The sequence below is a fragment of the Neptunicella sp. genome, assembly GCF_048268085.1.
Classification (GTDB): Bacteria; Pseudomonadota; Gammaproteobacteria; order Enterobacterales; family Alteromonadaceae; genus Neptunicella.
This window is the reverse complement of sequence record NZ_JBLWWF010000012.1, coordinates 18,872-40,982: the sequence shown is the minus strand read 5'-3', so window position 1 is coordinate 40,982 and position 22,111 is coordinate 18,872. Positions and strand designations below refer to the sequence as shown.

Here is a 22,111-nt window from a genome sequence, read left to right as displayed (position 1 = left end):
ATAGATGATAACAGCGCAAATTTGTTGAAATGATTTATATTTTATACCTATGTACCTTTATTAGAACCCTTTTTAAAGGAAAAATAGTTAATAATGGTAATAAGTTAAGCTAATCGGCCGTGGGACATCATAGTGTTAAAAGATCTTTTTAGTAAGAAAGTACCACAGATTTTAGGTCTGGATATTGGTACGCGTTATGTTAAAGCCGTGCTGTTAGGCAAGGATGGAGAGCATTGTAGTGTACAGGATTTTGCTTGTGAGGCGATTGTTGGTAATGCATTTGTCGATCGGGATATAAAAGATTTTGATGCGGTAAGTAATGCCATTCGTAAAGTAAAACTGGCGCTTAAAATAAAATCAAAAGATGTAGCAGTGGCGGTATCCGGTTCTACTGTTATTTCCAAAGTGGTGTTTATGGATCCTGACCAAAGCGATATTGAATTGGAAAGCCAGATAGAAATTGAAGCCGATAGTTTAATCCCTTATCCCCTTGATGAAGTTTACGTTGACTTTGAAGAGCTCGGTCCAAGTGCCGCTCATTCTGAAAAGGTCGATGTGCTGCTTAGTGCAGCACACCGCGATATGGTTGATTCAAGAGTAACCCTGTTAAGAGAAGTCGAGTTTGAGCCAAAAGTAGTTGATGTTGAAGGATACGCTTTAGGTAATGCCATAAAAGAATTTGGCGCATTTGAGGTGGATGAAGACGGTCAGGCGGCTCCTTTATGCTGTATTAATATCGGTTTTAGCCAGTTACTAATCAGTGTCTTTGATGACGAGCGGGTTGCTTATACCAAAGAGCATAATTTTGGGGTGGACGCGTTACTGCAGGACATTGCCATCATTCACGCACTGGACAAGCAAGAGGCAGAGCAACAATTGTTAAACGAGGAATTACCATCTACTTGGCGCCAGGACGTATTGCCGCCTTTTATCAGTAATTTGAGTCAGCAAATTGGTCGTGCGATTCAAATGTATGTGTCTACCACCCGTCATGAACAGCCTAAACGGATTTTAATTAGTGGAGGTGGGGCCGCACTTGCAGGTGTGGCTGAAGAATTGAGTGCAGAATTAGCCATGCAAGTTGATGTTTTCAATCCCTTCGCTCAAATGACGGTGAGTGAAAAAGCCACTAAGCAGGGAGTTGAAAAATTTGCCCCTCAATTGGCATTAGCTGCCGGTTTGGCCAGCAGAGGATTTGCACCATGGCACATATAAACTTATTACCATGGCGTGAAGGATTGCGCCAGAAACAGAAAAAAGACTATTTAGGCATATTAGGTCTGGTGGCTATTGTGGTAGTTGGATTGTTTTGGTTTGTCGGCGTTGGAGTGGATAGCCTGATTGATAATCAACGCTTTAGAAATAACTATCTGCAAAATGAGATCAATGGACTGGATAAACAGATAGCAGAAATAAAAGATATTAAAGCCCGTAAAAATGCCATCGAACAGCAAATGGCACTCATTGAACAATTACAAGCCAGCCGTAATGTGGCACCGCATATTCTTAATGAGTTGGCCAATTTGGTTCCGGCCGGTGTGTCATTCAAAAGTTTTGTGCGGACTAAAAATAAAATTGAGCTGGAAGGACAAAGTGAGTCAAATAACCGACTGGCTGAATTCATGCGTCAGTTGCAAAACTCAACGGTTTTTGATCGTGAAGATTTATCTTCTATTGTGTCAAATACCAGTAATAGTGGTGCTGTCAGCGACTTCAAACTGACTTTTTACATCAGTCACAGCGTTTCTCCTGAAATAGTCGTTGCGGAGGAGGGCAAAAAATGAAATTTGATTTCGCTAAACTAAAGGAAATGAACGATCTTGATTTTGAACAGATTGCGAGTTGGCCTTTTGAAGTAAAATTTGTCGTAGCTCTGGTTGAAGCTATCCTAATTGGTGTGTTGTCTTATTACTTGTTGATTGACGATAAATTACCAGTATGGGAAAAGGAGCAAGCCAACGAGATTGAATTGCAACGTAATTACGAAGCTAAATATCGTATTGCAGCCAATTTACAAGCCTATCAGGAACAATTGACACAATTGCAGCAAGACTTTTCCTCGATGCTTAAATCCCTGCCTACCAGTGATGAAACGCCAGGATTGTTGGATGATATTACTTATGTTGGTACCTCTGCGGGGTTAAAATTTAAGTTGCTTAATTGGCAGCCGGAAATTCCTAAAGAATTTTACACCGAATTGCCCATTCAGATGGAAGTGGAAGGTACCTATCACGAATTTGGACGATTCGTTTCCAATGTCGCGGCATTGCCTCGTATTGTAACGGTACATGATTTTTCGATTAAGCAAGATGGCGATGTTTTGAAATTAACCCTTCAAGCCAAGACATATCGAACCGCAACCACAGGAGGAGCCGCGAAATGAAAAAGTGGTTACTCGTCTGCAGTGCGTCGCTGTTAGCTGCTTGTCAGCCTGATATTTCCGATTTGCAATTGCATGTTGATGAAATTAAAGCAAATACATCAGTTACAGTTGAGCCTTATCCTGAATTTAAACGTATGCCGGTTTTTGAATATCAGGCGCAAGATAAACGTAGTCCGTTTCAGCGTTTAAGCTCGGAAGTGACCGAAGTGCCGGAAACAATGCAAAAAAATTGTTTGCAGCCGGACTTCAAACGTAAAAAACAACCTCTGGAACGTTTTGGTATTGATGCCCTGGAAATTCGTGGGTCATTCACCGCCAAAGGCGATAAATGGGCGTTGATACAAACCAATAACGGCAGTCTGCATAAAGTTAAAGTCGGGGATCATCTTGGCTTGTTCTTTGGGCGCGTTACATCAATAACACATGGTGCAGTTTTCATCACTGAAATGCTGCCAGATGGCACTGGTTGTTGGCAAACTAAAGAAGCCAAACTGACCCGGTCTTCAACGGCAGGAGAGAAAAATAATGTCTGAGCGGTACATTTTTAATAAAAAATTAAACAGATCTAACCGAGTTTGGACTTGGATGTCTTTATTGGTTTTGTCTTTAATAGCCTATCAAGCGATGGCTCAGGACGAGTCAGGCGATGTTAAATTGGTTGATCCGGCAGAGGTGGCGGCATCCGTTTTAGAGAATAAATTAATCGATGTTAGTTTTCACCGCACTGAAAGTGGTGGAGCAAGCGCGGTGTTTACCTTTGACAAGCCCGAATCTGGCGCTCACGTCGCTAAACAGGATGGTAAATTGAAAGTGAGTTTACCGGGTGTTGAAGTGGCTAAGGAGCACCTGTATACCTTGGATGTACTGGATTTTGGTACCAATGTGTCGCAATTGGAAACCTTTCAGGATGAAACCGGTGCTCGAGTAGAGTTTGATATTGAAGGTAATTACGCTTTTTTACAGCAGGTGACTGACAACAGTCTGATGATCGAAATTGAGCCTGTGGCTGAGGTTGTGGCGGATAGTAATGGTAATGTCCAGTCTGAGTACGAAGGTGCGCCTATTTCGTTGGATTTTCAGGATGTGCCGGTACGCCAGGTATTACAGATTATTGCTCAGGTAAATGGCTTTAACTTGGTAACCACCGATTCGGTTACGGGTAACGTAACAATTAGTTTAACCGATGTACCCTGGGATCAGGCGTTAGGCATGATTCTGAAAATTAAAGGTTTGGATAAACGTCTGCAAGGTAACATCTTATTAATTGCCCCGGCAGAAGAACTGGCAGCTCGTGAAGCTCAGCAATTGCAATCCAAACAGCAGGTGGCCGAACTGGCACCATTGATTTCTGCCAATGTCCAAATTAATTATGCTAAAGCGGCTGATATTGCCACCATTCTTAAGTCTACCGAAGGTGGTATATTGAGTTCTCGTGGGACGGTGTCAGTGGATGAGCGGACTAATATTGTGCTTATTAAAGATACCGCCGATTCTATCGAACAAGCCCGAACCATGATCAATGCCTTGGATATTCCGGTTAAACAAGTGTTAATCGAGTCTCGTATGGTAACGGTACGGGACAATGTGACTGATGAACTAGGTGTGCGTTGGGGGGTTAGCGATCAGCAAGGTTCAGATGGCTATTCCGGTTCATTGGAAGGAGCGCAGACTATTGGCGGAGGCACCATTCCGTCGCTGACTGATAGATTGAACGTTAATTTACCAGTCACAGGAGCGGCCGGACGGTTTGGAATTAATATTGCTCGCTTAGCTGACGGTACAATTCTGGATTTAGAGTTGTCCGCCATGGAGCAAGAAAATAAGGGCGAAATTATTGCCAGTCCACGACTGACCGTGGCCAATCAGCATGATGCTTATATTGAACAAGGTACCGAAATACCTTACGTGCAAGCGACATCAAGTGGTGCTACATCCGTTGAGTTTAAAAAAGCGGTATTAAGTTTAAAAGTGACGCCGCATATTACACCGGATAATCGGATTATTCTGGATTTAGTTATCACTCAGGATACGCGCGGTGACACAGTAGAAACGTCGACAGGACCGGCAGTGGCAATTGATACTCAGGAAATCAGTACCCAAGTATTGGTCGAAAATGGTGAAACCATTGTATTGGGTGGTATTTTCCAGCGTAATGCCACAAATACCACCACTAAAGTACCAGTATTAGGTGATATTCCGTTACTGGGGCATTTATTTAAGAAAAACCAAAATATCAACGAAAAACGTGAATTACTGATATTTGTTACCCCAAAAATAATCACTGACTCGCTGTAATATTCAATTACCTGTCTGGATATTGATGGAAATTTCATCAATATCCAGGCTATTTCGTGCTTTGCTCCTCTCTAAAGTCATCAATGCTTGCATAAATCCTGTTTTAGCTGAGATAATCCCGCCCCTGAAAACGACTTGGGTTTGGACTATCACTAATTAATTAAGAGTTGTGTACATAAACGAATATGGCCGAAAAACGTAATATCTTTCTAGTCGGACCAATGGGTGCAGGTAAAAGCACGATTGGCAGACATCTCGCAGACGAACTTCATCTTGAATTTTATGACTCTGATCAGGAAATCGAACGCCGCACTGGTGCCGATATTGCTTGGGTTTTTGATTTGGAAGGTGAAGAAGGATTCCGTATCAGAGAAGAAGGTGTCATCACCGATCTCACTGACAAACAAGGTATCGTATTAGCTACCGGTGGTGGTTCTATCATCAGTAAAGGCATTCGTAACCGTTTGTCTGCTCGAGGTATTGTAGTTTATTTACAAACCACCATCGAGAAACAAGTTGCCCGCACCCAGCGTGATAAAAGACGCCCCTTGTTGCAAACGGACGATCCCGAACAGGTATTAATTGATTTAGCGGAACAGCGTAACCCACTATATGAAGAAGTGGCAGATTATGTGGTACAAACCGATGATCAAAGTGCCCGTGCGGTTGCTAATCAAATTATAGAAAAAATTAATCAGTAAACTATTCTCCCGATAGAGGTGCTTCGCTCATGACTATTTTAACGGTAGATTTGGGTGAGCGTAGCTACCCTATCCATATCGACTCCGACTTGCTTCAACACCCTAATACGCTGACTCAACACTTAACCACCAGTAAAGTCGTCGTAGTGACTAATCAAACCATTCAACCATTGTATGGTGATCTCATTGAAGGATTGTTGGCTAATCTCGATTGTCACTGGATTGTGTTACCTGATGGTGAGCAATACAAAACCTTAAGTAGTTTTGAGCAAATTATGAGTCAGTTACTCACCATTGGCGCAGCTCGTGATACGACCCTTATCGCTTTAGGAGGCGGCGTGATTGGTGATATTACCGGTTTTGCAGCCGCATGTTATCAGCGTGGCATCCCTTTTATTCAAATACCGACCACACTGTTGGCACAAGTCGACTCCTCCGTAGGGGGCAAGACGGCGGTTAATCATCCGTTAGGTAAAAATATGATCGGCGCATTTTATCAGCCACAAGCGGTGCTCATTGATATTTCTACGCTGAAAACCTTGCCCGATCGTGAATTTGCTGCAGGAATGGCTGAGGTGATTAAATACGGAATTATTTATGACGCTGAGTTTTTCCAGTGGCTGGAACAGAACGCTCAGCGACTTAAGCACAAAGACGTTGATGCGCTGGCACATGCCATTCAGCGTAGCTGTGAAATTAAAGCCGAAGTGGTGGCATTGGACGAAACTGAGCAAGGACTCCGTGCTTTACTTAATCTGGGACATACCTTTGGGCATGCTATCGAGGCGGAACAAGGTTATGGGAATTGGTTGCATGGCGAGGCGGTCGCTACTGGTATGAATCTTGCTGCATTGGCTGCAAAACACACAGGATGGTTATCAGAGTCAGAAGTTTGGCGCATACAACAGCTATTGCAGCAATTTGATTTGCCTTTACTTGCGCCAGCAGCAATGAATTTTTCCGCATTTATGGCGCATATGCAGCGCGATAAAAAAGTTAAAGCAGGAAAAATACGCTTTATCATTCCCCAAGGGATTGGTAAAGCGGTCGTCACCGAACTGACAGAAGAGACATTGAAAGCTATCCTAAACTGATCACTATTAGTGGTGAAGTACTTTAAACAGGCTGGATACGGGCTTTAACATGCAAGATCATATTGACCTAAATGGTTATACCGACCTACACAACCGACTGGATCATTTAGTGACCTATTCGTCGCAATTGATTTTTGTGAGTGGCCAAGGGGTTAGTATTGAGCGTGATTTTGTTGAATCTTATCTGGCTAAGAAAAGTGATATTGCTAATATTGGTTATCTAGGGGCTGCGAATAAGTTAACCATTGCTCAATACCGGCAGCGCATTGTTGAGCAGTTAGTGGGTAAGTTACGTATTGACTACTCACGCCCTCTTACCGAAATTTTGCCTCGTGCCTTGGGTAATCAAGAACAATTTATCTTAATCGCGGTGACTCAGGCCGATTGCCTTCCTAAACCGGTTTTACTCGAATTATGGGATTTGGTGCTGCAAAATCGTTTTGCCCGCCAACGTCATCATATGAATATTCTATTGTTTGCCGAGCATGAGTGGGCAGAGCAGGCCAAGTCGTGGTTGCCTACCAATCATAGTGATCAGCCGGTACTGCTTAGTCATCATTCATTACCGGCAAATCGGCAACAAATTCTGCATACCGAGTCGGAGCTGGAAGCCTTGATCCGCGAGAAGCGACAGCAATTTGAAATGCGCATCCAGCAGCGCAATAAAGTCATTTACAAGCGCCCAATTTTAAGTTTTTGGTGGGCGAAAATGTTAATTACGATGGTGTTTTTAGGCTGTTTTGTGGGATTAATGGAATGGCAATATGGGAAACAGACCGAAGTATTGATAAATGACGTCTACTCGATGTTTTTCGAACCGGCTCCCCAACCAGTTGCCATTCAACCGTCGTTAACTGAACAGATCGAGCAAAGCCAACCTCCAGCAACGTCAAATAGTGATGAGAATACTTTACCCTCTGATAGCGTACCTGACGCCGAAGATAGTGAGCAACTTTTAGTGACTGATTGGCCCAATGCGGTTGCGAAACTGGAATCAAATCGGGATAAAATTCTGGCAGATAACGCAGATAACGCAGATAACGCAGATAACGCAGATAACGCAGATAACGCAGATAACGCAGATAACGCAGATAACGCAGATAATCCAGATAATGAGCTGCTGGTTGAGGGGGTGTCGGATAACACGGAACTTACAGAGTCCGATGAAATGGCCCAGAGTGAAGAAAAAGGGGCCATTGATTATCCGGTAGAAGATATCGTTAGTGTGGAACAGCTTCCTCAACGTGACGTCATCACTGAAGAGCAAACATCAACCTATTCTTTTAATGAAGCACTTTTGTTAAGTCATAGTGACGATGGCTTTTATCTGCAATTATCAGGTATGAGTAGCCGTTCAGTCCTCGATGAATATATTCGGGATAATCAATTTGAGGGCAAGGTTTGGATTTATCAGACTCAGCGTTACGGTGGGACATGGTACGTGGTCGTGTTGAATCAATTTTTCCACACTATTGAACAAGCGCGGCTGGCCGCAGAGCAGTTGCCCGAATCCGTGCGAAAAGAAGAACCTTTTGCCAAATCGGCACAGCAAGTTCATCAAGAAATTAGCGCCAACTAAAAGATCAACAGACCCATTTGTTTCGGGTACAATCGCAAACTTAAATCGGGGTCAGTCAGTAGTTTAACAATGAAGAATAATAGTAGCCGTGCATTTTTAAAGTGGGCAGGCGGTAAATACACATTGATGGGCGCCATTCGGCAGCTATTACCCAAAGGTCGAAAATTGATTGAACCCTTTGTTGGAGCCGGCTCGGTTTTTCTGAATACAGATTATGACCAATATTTGTTGAATGACATTAATCCCGATCTGATTAATCTTTATAACCATCTCAAACATCAGCCCGACCAATTGATTGGTGATGCACAGAAATATTTTGTACCATCGAATAATCAGGCTGACGCTTACTATGCGTTACGCGCAGAATTTAATCTCAGTACAGACAGTTATCATCGCTCACTATTGTTCTTATATTTAAATCGCCATGGCTATAACGGCTTATGTCGTTACAACCTTTCTGGCGGATTTAATGTGCCTTTTGGTCGTTATAAAAAGCCTTACTTTCCTGAGCGCGAAATGTATTTTTTTGCCAATAAGGCACAGCATGCCACGTTTATTTGTGAGTCTTATACCAAAGTGTTTGGTCGGGCACGGAAAGGTTCAGTAATCTACTGCGATCCCCCCTATGCACCCATTAGCCCTAATGGTGTTGCAAACTTCACCGGTTATGCCGGTAACGGTTTTGGGTTAGATGATCAAAAAAAACTAGCGCAGTTATGTCAACAGACCGCACAACGTAAAGGTATCCATGTATTGTTAAGTAATCATGATACCGAAATGACTCGTCAGCTATATCAGCATGCCTCTCTGACGCCTTTATTGGTTAACAGAACTATCAGTCAAAATGGAAAAACCAGAAAAAAAGTAGGTGAATTGCTGGCAATGTATCAGGCTGAATGACCGTTTATTGCCTAACCAAGGGGCATAAATTAAGTGAGAGAAAGTTTGATAATAGTAATAATAGAGGCAATAAATAACATCACAAAAATCACGCCGACGACAATATAAGGCACTATTGATTTTTGTTCGAAATCATATCGACGGTTTGCTTCGCTTTGTACACCAACAGCGCTAGCGGCAACACTTTTTATAACTCGCCACCATTTTTTCACGATTGATGTGGTGTTTGTTCAACAATATCGGAGCTGCGGGACAATAATTCTAATAAATCGAGATAGTGAAACTGTCTTGAATTGCCACTACCAAATAACCATGAGGACCAGCTAACGGTAGATTGCTGAGTTGCGCAGCGATTAGCCGGGTGACTTTGTGGCAGTCGGTTATTAAATTGCACGTTGTCAGTGCATAGGCATGATGCTAATTGTTTATGGGCAGATATGCTAGAAAAGCTTACCGACACAACCAGCATTAAAGCGGCAATGACAATAGGCATTTTTATTTTTTTTAGCATAATAAAAGATCTGCATTTATAACCATGCAGCTAGTATAACCTAGTTCAAATAATCAACAATAAGCTTTGTCGATAAAAAGAGTCGGTTTATCGTAAATTCTTAAAACGCACATAAAAATATCAAGTTAAACAATCTATAATCGGCTTATTGCTGTTATATAACAGAACTTTATTATTATCGGGTTAATTAAAACCCGTGCCGATTGATAGATATATTCACTTAACTAGCGCAGTTGGCTTATTAGAAGCTTGCGCCCCAGCTTACTGCGATTTTCATATCGTCGTCGCCAGAATCTTCAGTGGCTTTAGATACGCTGAACGTAAAATCACCTTTGGTTAAGTCAACTTGTACATGTGTATAATCCACATCGCCAGCAGAACTGGGAACATCAAAGTCATAGTGACCTAAGGTAAAGCCCAGACCATAATCATCCGCTAATTCAAAACCATAGCTAACACTGTAATACAGATCGCCTTTGCCGAATGGAACATCGTCATCGGCATCGCTGTTAACAGTGTAAGCCACGCCAAATCCAAACGCGCCTAACGTACCGTTAAAATAAAGTTCGCCAAAGTTGGAATCATCATATTCTTGTTCTGGATAGGCATAGTAGATATAACCTACATCGTAACCAAAACCGTCAGATTCGCCGCTATAGCCAAAGTAGTAGTCATTTTCGTAACCACCGCCTTGTCCCCAGTCAATGGTGCCAATCCAGGTACCGGCATATAAACCTGACTCAGAAGTCACATCTAAACCACCAGATACAGAAGGGGCATCTGAACTTTGTGTTACACCACGCCATAAGTAGTTGCTGGTCACACCAAAGTTAGTAGAAAATTCAGCACTGGCCATGCTTGAAACGGCTAATAATGGTGCAGCTAATAGAACTAAGTTGAGTTTTTTCATCATGTTGTGTCTCCTTTATTGTTATTAACCAAGATAGAGCAAATTCAATACCTGAATGTTTATTGGTCAAATAAATTTTATCAATTAACACTTAATTTATTGATATATATACAATAAATAGAATGTATCAAGTTTTTTATGGCACAAATTTAAGTGATTGGGAAATTGCCTGTTCTATCTATTTTGCACCAGTATGATCCTAATGTGTGTTAATGGTGCAAATTACAAAGCTTTTTTAGCAGGTTAAATTTAGTTAAAGTAAGACTTTAATTTTGCTGGTTTATTTATGTCATCATTTTTTATTGCACCCTCTATTCTTTCCGCCAACTTCGCCCGCTTAGGCCAAGAGGTTGATGATGTCTTATCGGCAGGTGCGGATATTATTCATTTTGATGTCATGGATAACCATTACGTACCCAACCTGACTTTTGGTCCGATGATATGCAAAGCGCTGCGCCAGCATGGTGTTACCGCCCCTATCGATGTGCATTTAATGGTGCAGCCAGTCGACGCCATGATCAGTGCCTTTGCTGAAGCGGGAGCCGATTGGATTAGTTTTCATCCCGAAGCTTCCCAACATGTTGATCGAAGTTTGCAACTCATTAAGGAGCATGGCTGTAAAGCTGGATTAGCAATTAATCCCGCCACCTCCCTTAATTGTTTGGATCATGTAATGGATAGACTCGACCACGTTTTATTGATGTCAGTTAATCCAGGTTTTGGTGGACAGTCTTTTATCCCGTCTATATTGGATAAAGTCCGCCACCTTAAGCAAATAATTACAGCCAGCGGCAAGCAAATTCGGATAGAAATTGACGGAGGCGTAAAAGTCGATAATATTCGCGCCATCGCGGAAGCCGGAGTAGATACCTTTGTTGCCGGTTCTGCTATTTTTGAACAGGCAGATTATGCGCAAGTCATTGCTGAAATGCGTGCAAAATTGGCATCTGCAAGTTAATTATTTAATTGTTTGGTAAGTTTATTGCCAACCCCAATAGAAGAAGTATTTCTCATGAGTAAACCTATCGTTTTAAGCGGCTGTCAGCCATCTGGACAACTTACCATTGGAAATTATATGGGAGCGCTTAAACAGTGGGTTGCCATGCAACCAGACTACGACTGCTTATATATGCTGGTTGATTTACATGCGATTACGGTGCGTCAGGATCCTAAAATATTACATGAAGCCTGTTTAGATGGGTTGGCTTTATATATTGCTTGCGGCATTGATCCAGAACAAAGTACCGTCTTTATGCAGTCTCATGTGCCGGAGCATGCACAGCTTGCCTGGATATTAAACTGCTACACCCAAATGGGTGAATTGAACCGCATGACTCAATTCAAAGATAAATCAGCTAAGAATGTCTCTAATATTAATGCCGGATTATTTACCTACCCAGCCCTTATGGCAGCGGATATTTTAATTTATCAAGCCAATCAGGTCCCTGTTGGTGAAGATCAAAAGCAGCATTTGGAGTTGGCGCGGGATGTGGCCAGTCGCATGAACAATTTGTACGGTGATGTATTTGCCATCCCAGAGCCCTACATACCGGAATTTGGTGCGCGGATTATGAGTTTGCAGGATCCGGCCAAGAAAATGTCTAAATCAGATGATAATCCAAATAATTTTATTGGATTACTGGAAGAACCGAAGAAAATCGCCAAAAAGATAAAACGTGCGGTAACGGATTCAGATGAACAGGCACGTATTTATTTTGATCCGAAAGAAAAAGCCGGTGTATCTAATTTACTGACATTACTTTCCGGTGCATTGAATAAACCTGTGGCTGATTTGGTGCCAGAATATGAAGGCAAAATGTACGGACATTTAAAAGGTGATGTCGCGGATGCAGTAGTGGCGTTAATTGAGCCAATTCAGCAACGCTATCAGGATTTGCGTAACAATCGTGATGAGTTAAATCGTATAATGCGAGTAGGCGCGGAAGCCGCTAGTGAAAGAGCCGCGCAAACATTAAGTAAAGTCTATCAATCAGTGGGATTTATTCCACGACCATAAATTGTAGCGGTTCTTAATGACGATGAAGCCCTTATGCTGTTGTTAATCGATAATTACGATTCCTTTACCCATAATCTGGCGCGCTACTTTGGTGAATTGGGGCAACAGGTTGAGGTGTATCGCAATGATGGCCTATCATTGCCCCAAATCGAAGCATTGGCTCCCGACTATCTAGTCATTTCACCGGGGCCCTGTACTCCTGATGAGGCGGGCATTAGCTTGGCTGCCATTAAGCATTTTGCCGGTATCATTCCTATATTAGGTGTGTGTCTGGGGTATCAGGCAATCGGTCAGGTGTTTGGGGCTAAGGTGGTACGTGCCAATCAGGTCTTACATGGTAAAACCTCGCAAGTGCAACACAGTCAATCGGCTTTGTTTGAAGGGGTACCGGATCCTTTTATTGCCACCCGTTATCATTCGCTAGTTTTACAGCCCGATAGTATATCGGATGACTTTACTATCACGGCCAGAACGGTCTATCAGGATGGTTCAACCGAGGCAGTGATGGCAATAGAGCATAAACAGATGCCGTTGTGTGGGGTGCAATTTCATCCTGAGTCAGTAATGACTACCAGTGGTCATCAGATTTTATCTAACTTCCTGAAATTAAAACAGATAGCAAAAATATAGAAAAGTTTAGCGTTATTAGACTAATAAATTTTATCCACATCTGACAGATTTCACTGTAAGATTCGTCACTTATACCGATACAAGATAAAAATCAGAAATAATATAACTTCATATGAGTAGTACAATTCCCATCATTACTGACATCGATTTTCGCATCAATACCATGATGATGGATCTTGGTAAAATTAAAGATATCGTCAATGCTGAAAATGACGCGCTATCCGATGCCGCTTCATCGACGGAAGACAAGGCTAAACGAGAGCTGCTGAGGATTGAGAAAATTGCGGTACGGGATCGTGAATTGAATGATCGTTCCAAAAAAAGTCTGCTCGATTCGATGCTGGGACATATCCACGATGAATTAATGGTTCGTTTTGACGCAGAGTTACTTGATGAAGAAACGATCTATAGAAAAGTATTGGGTATTAATGAAAACTTACCGGACGTGTTAGATATACTCAGTGTTAAAGCCGCTTCAATCGGCCGGATTGAACCGGTCATTGCCACTATGCCTTGGTTAGTTAAAGACTTAATCAAAATGGTTAATATGCCCAAATACCGTCGTGTCGATCGCAAGGGCAAGAGTATTGCAGTAGAAAGTTTGCGTATGGCATTGAGTTTTATTGGTATTGAAAACTTAAAAATGGTGATACCCGCCATGGCGATGCGCCGTTGGCTACCACAGATCACCGATCCTTATCCGTCGATTAAAGGACGTTTATGGGATAACTCCATTGGTACAGCGATTAGTTGTAGCAAAATAGCTGAGTTGGTAGGACAAGACAAAGGTATGGCTTTTACCTTGGGGATGTTTAAAAACCTTGGAAGTATTGTGGTGGTCAGACTCTATTTTCGCCTGTTTGAACTGGTGCTTCGTGACGCATTGAAAGAAGCGCAAGATCATCAAAAGAAACAGGAATACGACGCACTTCGCGAGCTAAAACCTAATGCTGATTTTTTGCGTGAGCTAATTATGCAACGCAGTGCCGGACTTTCAAGTAAAATGATAAAACGCATGGATATGCGACGAGTGTATATTAGCCATGCTATTTCTGAGTATGCCGAGCAACTACCCATTGGCGAAATGTCACCGATGGCAAAAGTATTAAGTCAGGCGTCTGCATACACAAAATATCGTAACCTTAAAGAATTCAAATTAATTAATACTGAAGAAGCAAAAGATTATTTGCGCTGCTTTAACATGCCCAAAGGCTCTTTAGCCTTACTCAAACAGACTAATCTGTCCAAGTTAGATTTAACTCTTAATCAAAGTGCGGAACAACAAGATTAAATTTAGTTTCTGCTTAGTTATGCAAGTGATATATTTATTCCTGTATATTTGCTTTAAAAAGAATAAATAATTACTAATAGTTATTCATAAATTCTGCAATTATACCTGCATCCCTTTATTTTTAAGCGATACTGTAAATTATCTAGTAGGAGACAAGCGTGTTTTCTTCTGGAATAATGTCGGCAATTTTTTCCATCCTGAATGGACAACCTAACAGATTGAGGTAGTTATAATGAATGTCACTCGCGAGTTATTTGATGAAGTAATGGTTCCTAACTATAACCCTGCAGCCATGATCCCGGTTCGAGGACTTGGCTCCAGAGTATGGGATCAGGACAACAACGAATATATTGATTTTGCCGGTGGTATTGCAGTTAATGTGTTAGGGCATTGTCATCCTAATTTGGTAGCGGCTTTAAAAGAGCAGGGCGACAAGCTTTGGCACCTGAGTAATGTTTTTACCAATGAGCCTGCCTTGCGTTTAGCGAAAAAACTGGTTGATGCTACGTTTGCCGAACGAGTTTACTTTGCCAATTCCGGTGGCGAAGCCAACGAAGCCGCGTTAAAACTGGCTCGTCGCTGGGCGCTGGAACATCATGGTGAGCACAAAAACCAAATTATTGCCTTTAAACAAGGTTTTCACGGTCGTACCTTTTTTACGGTAACGGTCGGTGGACAGCCTGCTTACTCTGACGGTTTTGGGCCAAAGCCCGGTGCTATTGATCATGCTGTTTATAATGATTTAGACAGTTTAAAAGCGTTAATTTCCGACAATACCTGTGCGGTAATGATGGAGCCCTTGCAAGGTGAGGGGGGGATTATCAGCCCCACAGCCGATTTTGTGAAAGGCGTACGTGAATTGTGCGATCAGCATAATGCGTTATTGATATTTGATGAAGTGCAATCTGGTGTAGGGCGTACCGGTGACTTGTACGCGTATATGGGGTTAGGTGTGACACCTGATATTCTGTCAACGGCTAAAGCACTGGGTGGTGGTTTCCCAATTGGAGCAATGCTTACCACAAAAGACATTGCCGCCAGCCTGAAAGTCGGTACACATGGCAGTACTTATGGTGGTAATCCATTGGCTTGTGCTGTTGCCGAAGCCGCTTTTGACACGGTAAATACTCCCGAAGTACTTGGCGGCGTCTCGCGCAAAGAACAGCTGTTTCGTCAAGGTTTGGAAGCGATAAACCAAAAATACCAGGTGTTTAGTGAAGTGCGTGGTAAAGGATTGTTATTGGGTGCAGTGTTGACTGAAAAATACCAGGGACGCTCACGTGATTTTCTGGTCGCGGCAACTCAACAAAAGCTAATGTGTTTAGTTGCGGGACCTAATGTAGTGCGTTTTGCTCCATCATTGGTTGTTCCGGATGAAGATATTCAACAAGGATTAGCGCGTTTTGAACGAGCAGTTGCCAGCATTGTAAATGCTGAATGATATTTGTGTGTCGGAGCAAGCAGCAATGATGGTAATCAGGCCAATTCAGGCTAGCGATTTTGAGGCGTTGTACCAGTGTGCAGTGGAATCCGGAGTGGGTTTCACTTCACTGCCGGTGAATGAACAATTACTGCATAAAAAAATCGAACAATCGATTCGCTCTTTTACTCATCATGTTGAGAAACCGGGGCCGGAAAGCTACCTGTTTGTGATGCAAGATACCCACAGTAATGAAGTAGTTGGGACTAGTGGTATTCAGGCTGCGGTCGGACTGGATGATGCATTTTATCATTACCATATGGGTAAAGTAGTGCATACGTCGAGAGAGTTAAATATCTACAACCCTATCGATATTTTAACCTGCTGTAATGACTACACCGGTGTGTCGGAAATTTGTACCTTGTTTTTACGTGAACAGGCACGTAAAAGTTACAATGGTCGATTTTTGTCTAAATTCCGTTTTCTATTTATTGCCGAACATGCACAGCGATTTTCAGAGCGGGTAATTGCTGAAATGCGTGGGGTTTCCGATGAAAATGGTAATTCGCCTTTTTGGCAATGGTTGGAAGAGCATTTTTTCTCACTGGATTTTCCGACGGTTGATTATCTTACTGGCATTGGTCAGAAAGGTTTTATTGCCGAATTAATGCCCAAATATCCGATTTATGTCAGCTTGTTGAGCAAAGAAGCACAGGCGGTGATCGGCAAAGTGCATGAAAAAACGCGACCGGCTTTACAATTATTGCACTCGGAAGGGTTCAGTTGTCGTGGATATGTAGATATTTTTGATGCCGGTCCAACGGTTGAAGCCCACGTCCAACATATCCGTACCGCTCAGGCGAGTCAGAAATTGGCAGTGAAGATCGGTCATCCAGAGCATGCCGAAGTAAAAATTATCATTAATACGCAAATCGCTGACTTCCGTGGGGTGGCTGTGCCCGCGTTAGTCCAAGATGAGTACCTCATCATTTCAGAAGCAGCGGCCACGGCACTTAATGTGCAGGATGGCGATATGGTGCGTTTTGCACCGATTAAACTGTAAGGAATTCAAGCAATGACAACACATTATATAGGTGGTCAATGGGTGTCCGGTGACGGTCATGAAATGACGTCGGTGGATTCAGCTAGAAAAAATACGCTTTGGCAGGCAAAAGCTGCTAGCCCCGCCCAAGTTGAGCAGGCAATCAGTGCCGCCCGTGCCGCGTTTGTCGCCTGGAGTGAGTTTAGTTTTGACGAGCGTTTAGTGTTTGTAAAACGTTTTGCCGAGATGTTGGCACAACATAAAGATGAATTGGCGTTAACTATCGCGCAAGAGACTGGGAAACCGTTATGGGAAACAGCCACCGAAGTGGCAGCCATGATCGGTAAGGTGGGCATCTCAGAGCGGGCCTATCAGGAGCGCACCGGTACAGTCGAAAATGCCATGCCCGTTGGCAAGGCTTTTATTCGTCACAAACCGCATGGTGTGGTGGCGGTATTTGGGCCATATAACTTCCCCGGACATTTACCTAACGGCCATATTGTACCGGCGCTCTTAGCCGGTAATACCATTGTTTTTAAGCCTAGCGATTTAACCCCATTAGTGGCAGAGAAAACCGTACAACTTTGGCAAAAAGCCGGTTTGCCTGATGGCGTGCTGAATCTGGTACAAGGTGAAGTTGAAACCGGTAAAGCGCTGGCTGGCAGTGCCAATATTGACGGTTTGTTTTTCACTGGCAGTTCTCGTACCGGTAAAATTTTACATGAGCAATTTGCCGGGCATCCAGGCAAAATTCTGGCGCTGGAAATGGGCGGTAACAACCCGCTTATCGTTAAAGATGCCAGTGATGTTGATGCGGTGGTGCACGATATTGTGCAGTCGGCCTTCGTTACCTCCGGCCAACGTTGTACCTGTTCCCGTCGTTTATTTATCGAAAATAATCCGCAAGGTGATGCTATTTTAGCGCGCTTGCTGGAAGTGACGGCCAATATTCAGGTGGGTGATTATGCCGCCGAACCCCAACCTTTTATGGGCGCGATGATTTCTGCTAACGCGGCTAAAATGATGATTGCCGCCCAGCAAAAATTGCAAAACCTGGGGGCGACCAGTTTAATCGAAATGCAACATCAAGACGTGGAAACCGGTTTTGTCACACCAGGTATTATTGATGTGACCGATATTGTGGCGGATATGCCGGATGAGGAACATTTTGGACCATTGCTTAAAGTGATCCGTTATACCGATTTCGATGCGGCAATTGATGAAGCCAATAATACCGCTTTCGGATTATCGGCTGGTTTATTGTCAGACAGCGAAGAGCTGTATCAGCATTTCTTTAGCCGTATCCGTGCCGGAATTGTCAACTGGAACCGGCCTATCACCGGTGCCAGTAGTGCTGCTCCTTTTGGTGGTATCGGCGAAAGCGGTAATCATCGTGCTAGCGCCTATTATGCCGCCGATTACTGCGCTTATCCGGTAGCTTCAGTCGAGTTGGATAAAGTCACCATGCCTGGCAGTTTAAGCCCAGGTCTGAAGTTTTAATTATGGTTGCGCCAGATCAATATCGTTCTGGTGCTTTTTTGTATGATTAAGCAACTGATAATCTTGTCAGTAAATGTTTGAGAGAAGCCATGCATAACAATATTGATACCCTATTTGACAATCTTTGGCAGGATTACATTGCCATTACCCCTTCAGCACAAAAAGTGCATCAGTTACTCGGCCAGGGCGATGATATTATTAACGATCATATTGCGCTGCGGACCTTTAATCTGGAAAAAGTCAATCTGGATAAGTTAGCCGCCCACTTTTTGGCGTTAGGCTATGAAGAAAAAGGTCAGTATGACTTTGAACAAAAAAAGCTTAAAGCCAAACACTTTGAACATCCTGATGATACCAAGCCTAAAGTATTTATTAGCGAGTTACTGTTAGAACAATGCTCAGCTGAGTTACAAGCTATTGTACATAAAATGGTAGAGCAAGTGCCCGCCGGTGCGACGAGTGCGGATAATTTCCTGTATTCCGGCACCCACTGGCAAGTGAGCAGCGAAGATTATCAGGCGTTATTAGCAGAATCGGAATATGCCGCGTGGATGTCAGCCTGGGGCTACCGGGCCAACCACTTTACTGTCAGCGTGAATTACCTGACTCGCTATAACGAGTTAACCGAGGTGAATGCTGCGCTGAAAGAGGCAGGTTTTGTGTTGAATACCTCTGGTGGCGAAATTAAGGGCGGGGCCGATGTCTGTCTGGCCCAGTCTTCGACCATGGCGGATAAAATGCCGGTCAAATTCAGCGACAAAACAGTAGAAATTCCCAGCTGTTTTTATGAGTTCGCCCAGCGTTACAAAATGGCAGATGGCAATTACTACAAAGGTTTTGTCGCTGCTTCGGCCGATAAAATCTTTGAAAGTACTAATGCTATGTAATAGACATTGATATAAGGCGTTGAGCCTCTTACATTTTAAAGCCCCGTTTGGGGCTTTTTTATTTTTGTAACAAGTATATTTTGCTTGCTGTTGCAGAAATCCTGTTTAAATATGGGTAATAGACTTCGTGAACTATTATTTAATAATCTAACTCATGGATATGACGCAAATTTTTGATATTACACCCTATGATTGGCCGTCTATTTTAACGGCAATTTTTTGTGGAGGTATTATCGGTTTTGAGCGGCAACTCCGTGGCAAACCTGTAGGAATACGCACTTCTGCGTTAATTACCATCGGCACCTATTTATTTCTGGCCAGCACCTTTTGGTTAACAAGCGATCATATCGATCCATCAAGGGTTATTGGCCAGGTTATTACCGGTATCGGCTTTTTAGGCGCGGGAGTTATGATGAACAAAGATGGCGCTGTGGCTGGTGTGACTTCTGCGGCTGCAATCTGGATTCTGGCCGCGATTGGCGTCATTATCGCCATTGGGCATTTGCACGCTGCGATCAAGTTGTCACTGCTAGTGGTAGCCATTTTGTATGGTGTTGACTTACTCGAGAAAAATATAAAAGCATTGGGACGGGGGGTGCACGCCAAAATTAAGAGCTATAGCAGAAGTACTAGCCGCGACTAACGCTCGTCAGCGGTTAAATGGCATTGCGTAAAGCGGCAAAAAATACATCCAGTGCGGCATTCACTGCTCGTTGCGCGGTGGCTTTGGTCATCACCACAATAGTTAATAGCTCCGCTTCAACCACCTTTTTTTCTCGCGTTATTTCTCGTTTCACGACGTCGTCATCTATTTCACCGCGCAATCTGGCTTCGGCAATATCCATCAAGGCTTGTTTTTCCGTAGTTAAAATAGCGTTAACTTCAGTTTTAATTGCATTTCCACCCTCATCAACACACCCGATAACGGCAGTTGTCATGTCTTTTAAAACTTGATTTATATCGAAACTCATTCATTTTCTCCGTTGGAGTTGGTGACCGAGGACATTTTTTTGGCTTCTTCAGCTTTGGCCATGGTGGTAAATAACCGGGTAAATTGGCGACGATGATTTTTAGCCTCAAAATCACTGAAATTGTTGTTTTGCTTGTGCAAGGCGCGATCCTCACTCCACAATTCCAATGCGATTTGGGCTTGTCGGGTTGATTCTGCATTGTTTAAACGAATCTCATTGCGCATCACCAGTGCACGAATATCGCTTTCAATCTGATTATACTGTTCTGCAAAATTGTCGTAGCTACGCTGAGCTCGATCCGTATCGAGCAATGCTCCCCAAAACTGATCCACTTCTTTCGCTACTCGGATAATCTCTTCTTTAACCGCTGGATCATAATCTGATACAAATTTAACCGCACAGCCTGTTACGTTGAGCAGTAATGTAACGAGTAACCCCAGCGTGGCCATTTGTGCGGATTTTTGAAGTAACGAGCATAATGGGCGTAACATTTGTGACATTGCATTCTATCTTGTGGGATAAGCAGACATACAGTGTTGTTGAACAATGCCGAATTTTCCATTAAATCCTGAGGATGTATTTATCTGCAGTTATTGGCTATCTTGCAGTACCAGCCAACTTACTTCACATTCGCCTTTGGCAGCCGCAATGTAAGCCGAGTCGCCGGTAATGGTTACGGATAAATCCATCGTCCGTTCAACCAAATGCGCTAACTGCTGAATCCCGGCCCAAGATAATTGGTAGACACTTATATCCAAGTTGTTAACTTTATTTTGAATCGATTGCCACCATACGGGTGATTTTGAGTTGAAACTGTAAACCAGCGCTTTTGACGCACTGCGCGAGGCTTTTTTCATCCGCTCTGCGGTGGGCTCTCCAATATCGATCCATAACTTGATATCGTCGTTATATTCACGCAACCATATGTCTGGTTCTTCTGTTTCACTTAAGCCTTTAGTGAACAGCAAGTATTCTTCGGCATTAATGCAGTAGGCGACGATCCTTGCCATCATCCGTTCCAGAGTTTCGGATGGATGTTGTGCGATAGTCAGGTTTAGGGTGTCATAATAATCGCGATTTAAATCAGACAATGCGATACGCGCTTTGTATATCGTTGGTTTTAGTGCCACAAATAAGCCTTAGCTTGGCCTCAATCGAGGTGAGTAGGAAAGATTATCGAACCGCCAGTGTAACCTGTGTAAAGGGTAATCGGGCATTAATTTGCAATTTACATTAGATTGGCGGTGTAATTATCTTTATTGCTGCCGATAAAAAAGGCGGACACTTAAGGTAATAGAGATTATGCGCTATTTAGTTTTTGCAACATTATGCTTATTCAGCAGTGTGGTTACTGCGGCAGAAGAGATCAAAGCAGTACAGCTTTATTCCCAAGATGAGTTGTTGGATATGATCGAACACAACACTCATCTAGCCCGAGTGGTAGAAGATCGCTGTCAATTGGTTCAGGATATTGAGGCCAGAGCGCAAACCTTAAAAGTACCCGCTTATCAATTTCTATGGGGCGATATGTTGGCCTGGGGAGTCTGTGTGGATGCCGATCCCGAGCGGGGTATCCACTATATGAATGCGGCAGCTGAACAAGGTATGCCTGCCGCGCTAGAACAACTTGGGCGATATTATGCACAAGGTAAGTTAGTACAAACCAATAAAGAGCACGCGGTGGTATTATTAAGGGAAGCGGCTTCGCTAGGTAACCAAAAAGCCCAGATTGAATTAGTCGAGCTTTTTATTGATGGTTATGGCAGCCCGTATGATTTCGAAGATGCTTATCATTGGTTATACAACGCCATTACAGACGATAAAGCGACCCATAAAAAAATTGAAAACTGCTTAGCCGAGTTGGCTAAATTAATGCATCCCAAAGCCGTGAGAAAAGCACGCAGACCTTTAGATTCTTAGTGTTTTCCGAGATTTGGTGGATATATCGTTTTCTAAAAATATATCCGGTGGTAAGGTTAA

At 43.0% G+C, this 22,111-nt stretch carries 25 protein-coding genes; 19 read left to right on the top strand and 6 right to left on the bottom strand.

The window, feature by feature from the left end; all coding sequences use genetic code 11:
* Positions 1-132 precede the first annotated feature (132 nt).
* From pilM to ACTD55_RS11000, 9 genes are all read left to right on the top strand, one after another.
* Positions 133-1,215 (top strand): type IV pilus assembly protein PilM, encoded by a 1,083-nt coding sequence (gene pilM, locus ACTD55_RS11040; protein WP_438864385.1) that lies wholly within the window; start codon positions 133-135, stop codon positions 1,213-1,215.
* Entirely contained in the window at positions 1,203-1,784 is a 582-nt protein-coding gene (locus ACTD55_RS11035) for a PilN domain-containing protein (RefSeq protein WP_438864384.1), read from the top strand. Before pilM ends, ACTD55_RS11035 begins: the two co-directional genes overlap by 13 nt.
* Positions 1,781-2,383, top strand: a complete 603-nt coding sequence (locus ACTD55_RS11030; protein ID WP_438864383.1) for a type 4a pilus biogenesis protein PilO — start codon at positions 1,781-1,783, stop codon at positions 2,381-2,383. The genes ACTD55_RS11035 and ACTD55_RS11030 overlap by 4 nt, the downstream gene beginning before the upstream one ends.
* Positions 2,380-2,916, top strand: a complete 537-nt coding sequence (locus ACTD55_RS11025; protein ID WP_438864382.1) for a pilus assembly protein PilP — start codon at positions 2,380-2,382, stop codon at positions 2,914-2,916. The genes ACTD55_RS11030 and ACTD55_RS11025 overlap by 4 nt, the downstream gene beginning before the upstream one ends.
* On the top strand, positions 2,909-4,678 hold the full coding sequence (locus tag ACTD55_RS11020) for a type IV pilus secretin PilQ (protein WP_438864381.1): 1,770 nt from the start codon (positions 2,909-2,911) through the stop codon (positions 4,676-4,678). Before ACTD55_RS11025 ends, ACTD55_RS11020 begins: the two co-directional genes overlap by 8 nt.
* A gap of 185 nt (positions 4,679-4,863) precedes the next feature.
* Positions 4,864-5,379 (top strand): shikimate kinase AroK, encoded by a 516-nt coding sequence (gene aroK / locus ACTD55_RS11015; RefSeq protein WP_416307068.1) that lies wholly within the window; start codon positions 4,864-4,866, stop codon positions 5,377-5,379.
* Positions 5,380-5,408: 29 nt separating this feature from the next.
* Positions 5,409-6,473, top strand: coding sequence for a 3-dehydroquinate synthase (aroB, locus tag ACTD55_RS11010; RefSeq protein ID WP_438864380.1), 1,065 nt, complete (start codon positions 5,409-5,411; stop codon positions 6,471-6,473).
* 49 nt (positions 6,474-6,522) lie between these two features.
* Entirely contained in the window at positions 6,523-8,052 is a 1,530-nt protein-coding gene (locus tag ACTD55_RS11005; RefSeq protein ID WP_438864379.1) for an SPOR domain-containing protein, read from the top strand.
* A gap of 69 nt (positions 8,053-8,121) precedes the next feature.
* A complete protein-coding gene (locus tag ACTD55_RS11000; RefSeq protein WP_438864378.1) occupies positions 8,122-8,952 on the top strand; it encodes a Dam family site-specific DNA-(adenine-N6)-methyltransferase in 831 nt (276 codons plus the stop codon).
* Between the two features lie 29 nt (positions 8,953-8,981).
* On the opposite strand, the gene ACTD55_RS10995 is transcribed toward ACTD55_RS11000, so the two are convergent.
* The 3 genes from ACTD55_RS10995 to ACTD55_RS10985 all read right to left on the bottom strand — a co-directional run bounded on the left by ACTD55_RS10995 (position 8,982) and on the right by ACTD55_RS10985 (position 10,376).
* Complete coding sequence (locus tag ACTD55_RS10995) at positions 8,982-9,164, bottom strand: DUF2970 domain-containing protein (protein ID WP_438864377.1); 183 nt, start codon at positions 9,162-9,164, stop codon at positions 8,982-8,984.
* The gene (locus tag ACTD55_RS10990) at positions 9,161-9,463 is read right to left on the bottom strand and encodes a hypothetical protein (RefSeq protein WP_438864376.1); all 303 of its coding nucleotides are present in this window, start codon (positions 9,461-9,463) and stop codon (positions 9,161-9,163) included. The genes ACTD55_RS10995 and ACTD55_RS10990 overlap by 4 nt, the downstream gene beginning before the upstream one ends.
* A gap of 241 nt (positions 9,464-9,704) precedes the next feature.
* Positions 9,705-10,376, bottom strand: a complete 672-nt coding sequence (locus ACTD55_RS10985) for a TorF family putative porin (protein WP_438864375.1) — start codon at positions 10,374-10,376, stop codon at positions 9,705-9,707.
* A 283-nt stretch (positions 10,377-10,659) separates the two neighbouring features.
* Here ACTD55_RS10985 and rpe point away from each other — a divergent pair, with 283 nt between their 5' ends.
* From rpe to ACTD55_RS10940, 9 genes are all read left to right on the top strand, one after another.
* Positions 10,660-11,331 carry a ribulose-phosphate 3-epimerase gene (gene rpe / locus ACTD55_RS10980; protein ID WP_438864374.1) on the top strand — a complete coding sequence of 224 codons (672 nt, stop codon included), beginning with the start codon at positions 10,660-10,662 and terminating at the stop codon, positions 11,329-11,331.
* 54 nt (positions 11,332-11,385) lie between these two features.
* Entirely contained in the window at positions 11,386-12,390 is a 1,005-nt protein-coding gene (gene trpS / locus ACTD55_RS10975; RefSeq protein WP_438864373.1) for a tryptophan--tRNA ligase, read from the top strand.
* 33 nt (positions 12,391-12,423) lie between these two features.
* Entirely contained in the window at positions 12,424-13,020 is a 597-nt protein-coding gene (locus tag ACTD55_RS10970) for an anthranilate synthase component II (RefSeq protein ID WP_438864372.1), read from the top strand.
* Between the two features lie 112 nt (positions 13,021-13,132).
* Positions 13,133-14,311: an HDOD domain-containing protein gene (locus tag ACTD55_RS10965; RefSeq protein ID WP_438864371.1), complete on the top strand. Its 1,179-nt coding sequence runs from the start codon at positions 13,133-13,135 to the stop codon at positions 14,309-14,311.
* 232 nt (positions 14,312-14,543) lie between these two features.
* Entirely contained in the window at positions 14,544-15,752 is a 1,209-nt protein-coding gene (locus ACTD55_RS10960) for an aspartate aminotransferase family protein (RefSeq protein ID WP_438864370.1), read from the top strand.
* A 25-nt stretch (positions 15,753-15,777) separates the two neighbouring features.
* Positions 15,778-16,794, top strand: coding sequence for an arginine N-succinyltransferase (gene astA, locus ACTD55_RS10955; RefSeq protein WP_438864459.1), 1,017 nt, complete (start codon positions 15,778-15,780; stop codon positions 16,792-16,794).
* A 12-nt stretch (positions 16,795-16,806) separates the two neighbouring features.
* The gene (gene astD / locus ACTD55_RS10950) at positions 16,807-18,273 is read left to right on the top strand and encodes a succinylglutamate-semialdehyde dehydrogenase (RefSeq protein ID WP_438864369.1); all 1,467 of its coding nucleotides are present in this window, start codon (positions 16,807-16,809) and stop codon (positions 18,271-18,273) included.
* 89 nt (positions 18,274-18,362) lie between these two features.
* On the top strand, positions 18,363-19,160 hold the full coding sequence (locus tag ACTD55_RS10945) for a DUF1338 domain-containing protein (protein WP_438864368.1): 798 nt from the start codon (positions 18,363-18,365) through the stop codon (positions 19,158-19,160).
* A 154-nt stretch (positions 19,161-19,314) separates the two neighbouring features.
* Complete coding sequence (locus ACTD55_RS10940; RefSeq protein WP_438864367.1) at positions 19,315-19,803, top strand: MgtC/SapB family protein; 489 nt, start codon at positions 19,315-19,317, stop codon at positions 19,801-19,803.
* A gap of 13 nt (positions 19,804-19,816) precedes the next feature.
* On the opposite strand, the gene ACTD55_RS10935 is transcribed toward ACTD55_RS10940, so the two are convergent.
* From ACTD55_RS10935 to ACTD55_RS10925, 3 genes are all read right to left on the bottom strand, one after another.
* Entirely contained in the window at positions 19,817-20,131 is a 315-nt protein-coding gene (locus ACTD55_RS10935) for a hypothetical protein (RefSeq protein ID WP_438864366.1), read from the bottom strand.
* Complete coding sequence (locus ACTD55_RS10930; protein ID WP_438864365.1) at positions 20,128-20,631, bottom strand: hypothetical protein; 504 nt, start codon at positions 20,629-20,631, stop codon at positions 20,128-20,130. The genes ACTD55_RS10935 and ACTD55_RS10930 overlap by 4 nt, the downstream gene beginning before the upstream one ends.
* A 90-nt stretch (positions 20,632-20,721) precedes the next feature.
* On the bottom strand, positions 20,722-21,261 hold the full coding sequence (locus tag ACTD55_RS10925; RefSeq protein WP_438864364.1) for a YaeQ family protein: 540 nt from the start codon (positions 21,259-21,261) through the stop codon (positions 20,722-20,724).
* A gap of 172 nt (positions 21,262-21,433) precedes the next feature.
* On the opposite strand from ACTD55_RS10925, the gene ACTD55_RS10920 reads away from it, so the two are divergent.
* Positions 21,434-22,051 (top strand): tetratricopeptide repeat protein, encoded by a 618-nt coding sequence (locus tag ACTD55_RS10920; RefSeq protein WP_438864363.1) that lies wholly within the window; start codon positions 21,434-21,436, stop codon positions 22,049-22,051.
* The last annotated feature ends 60 nt before the right edge of the window (positions 22,052-22,111 follow it).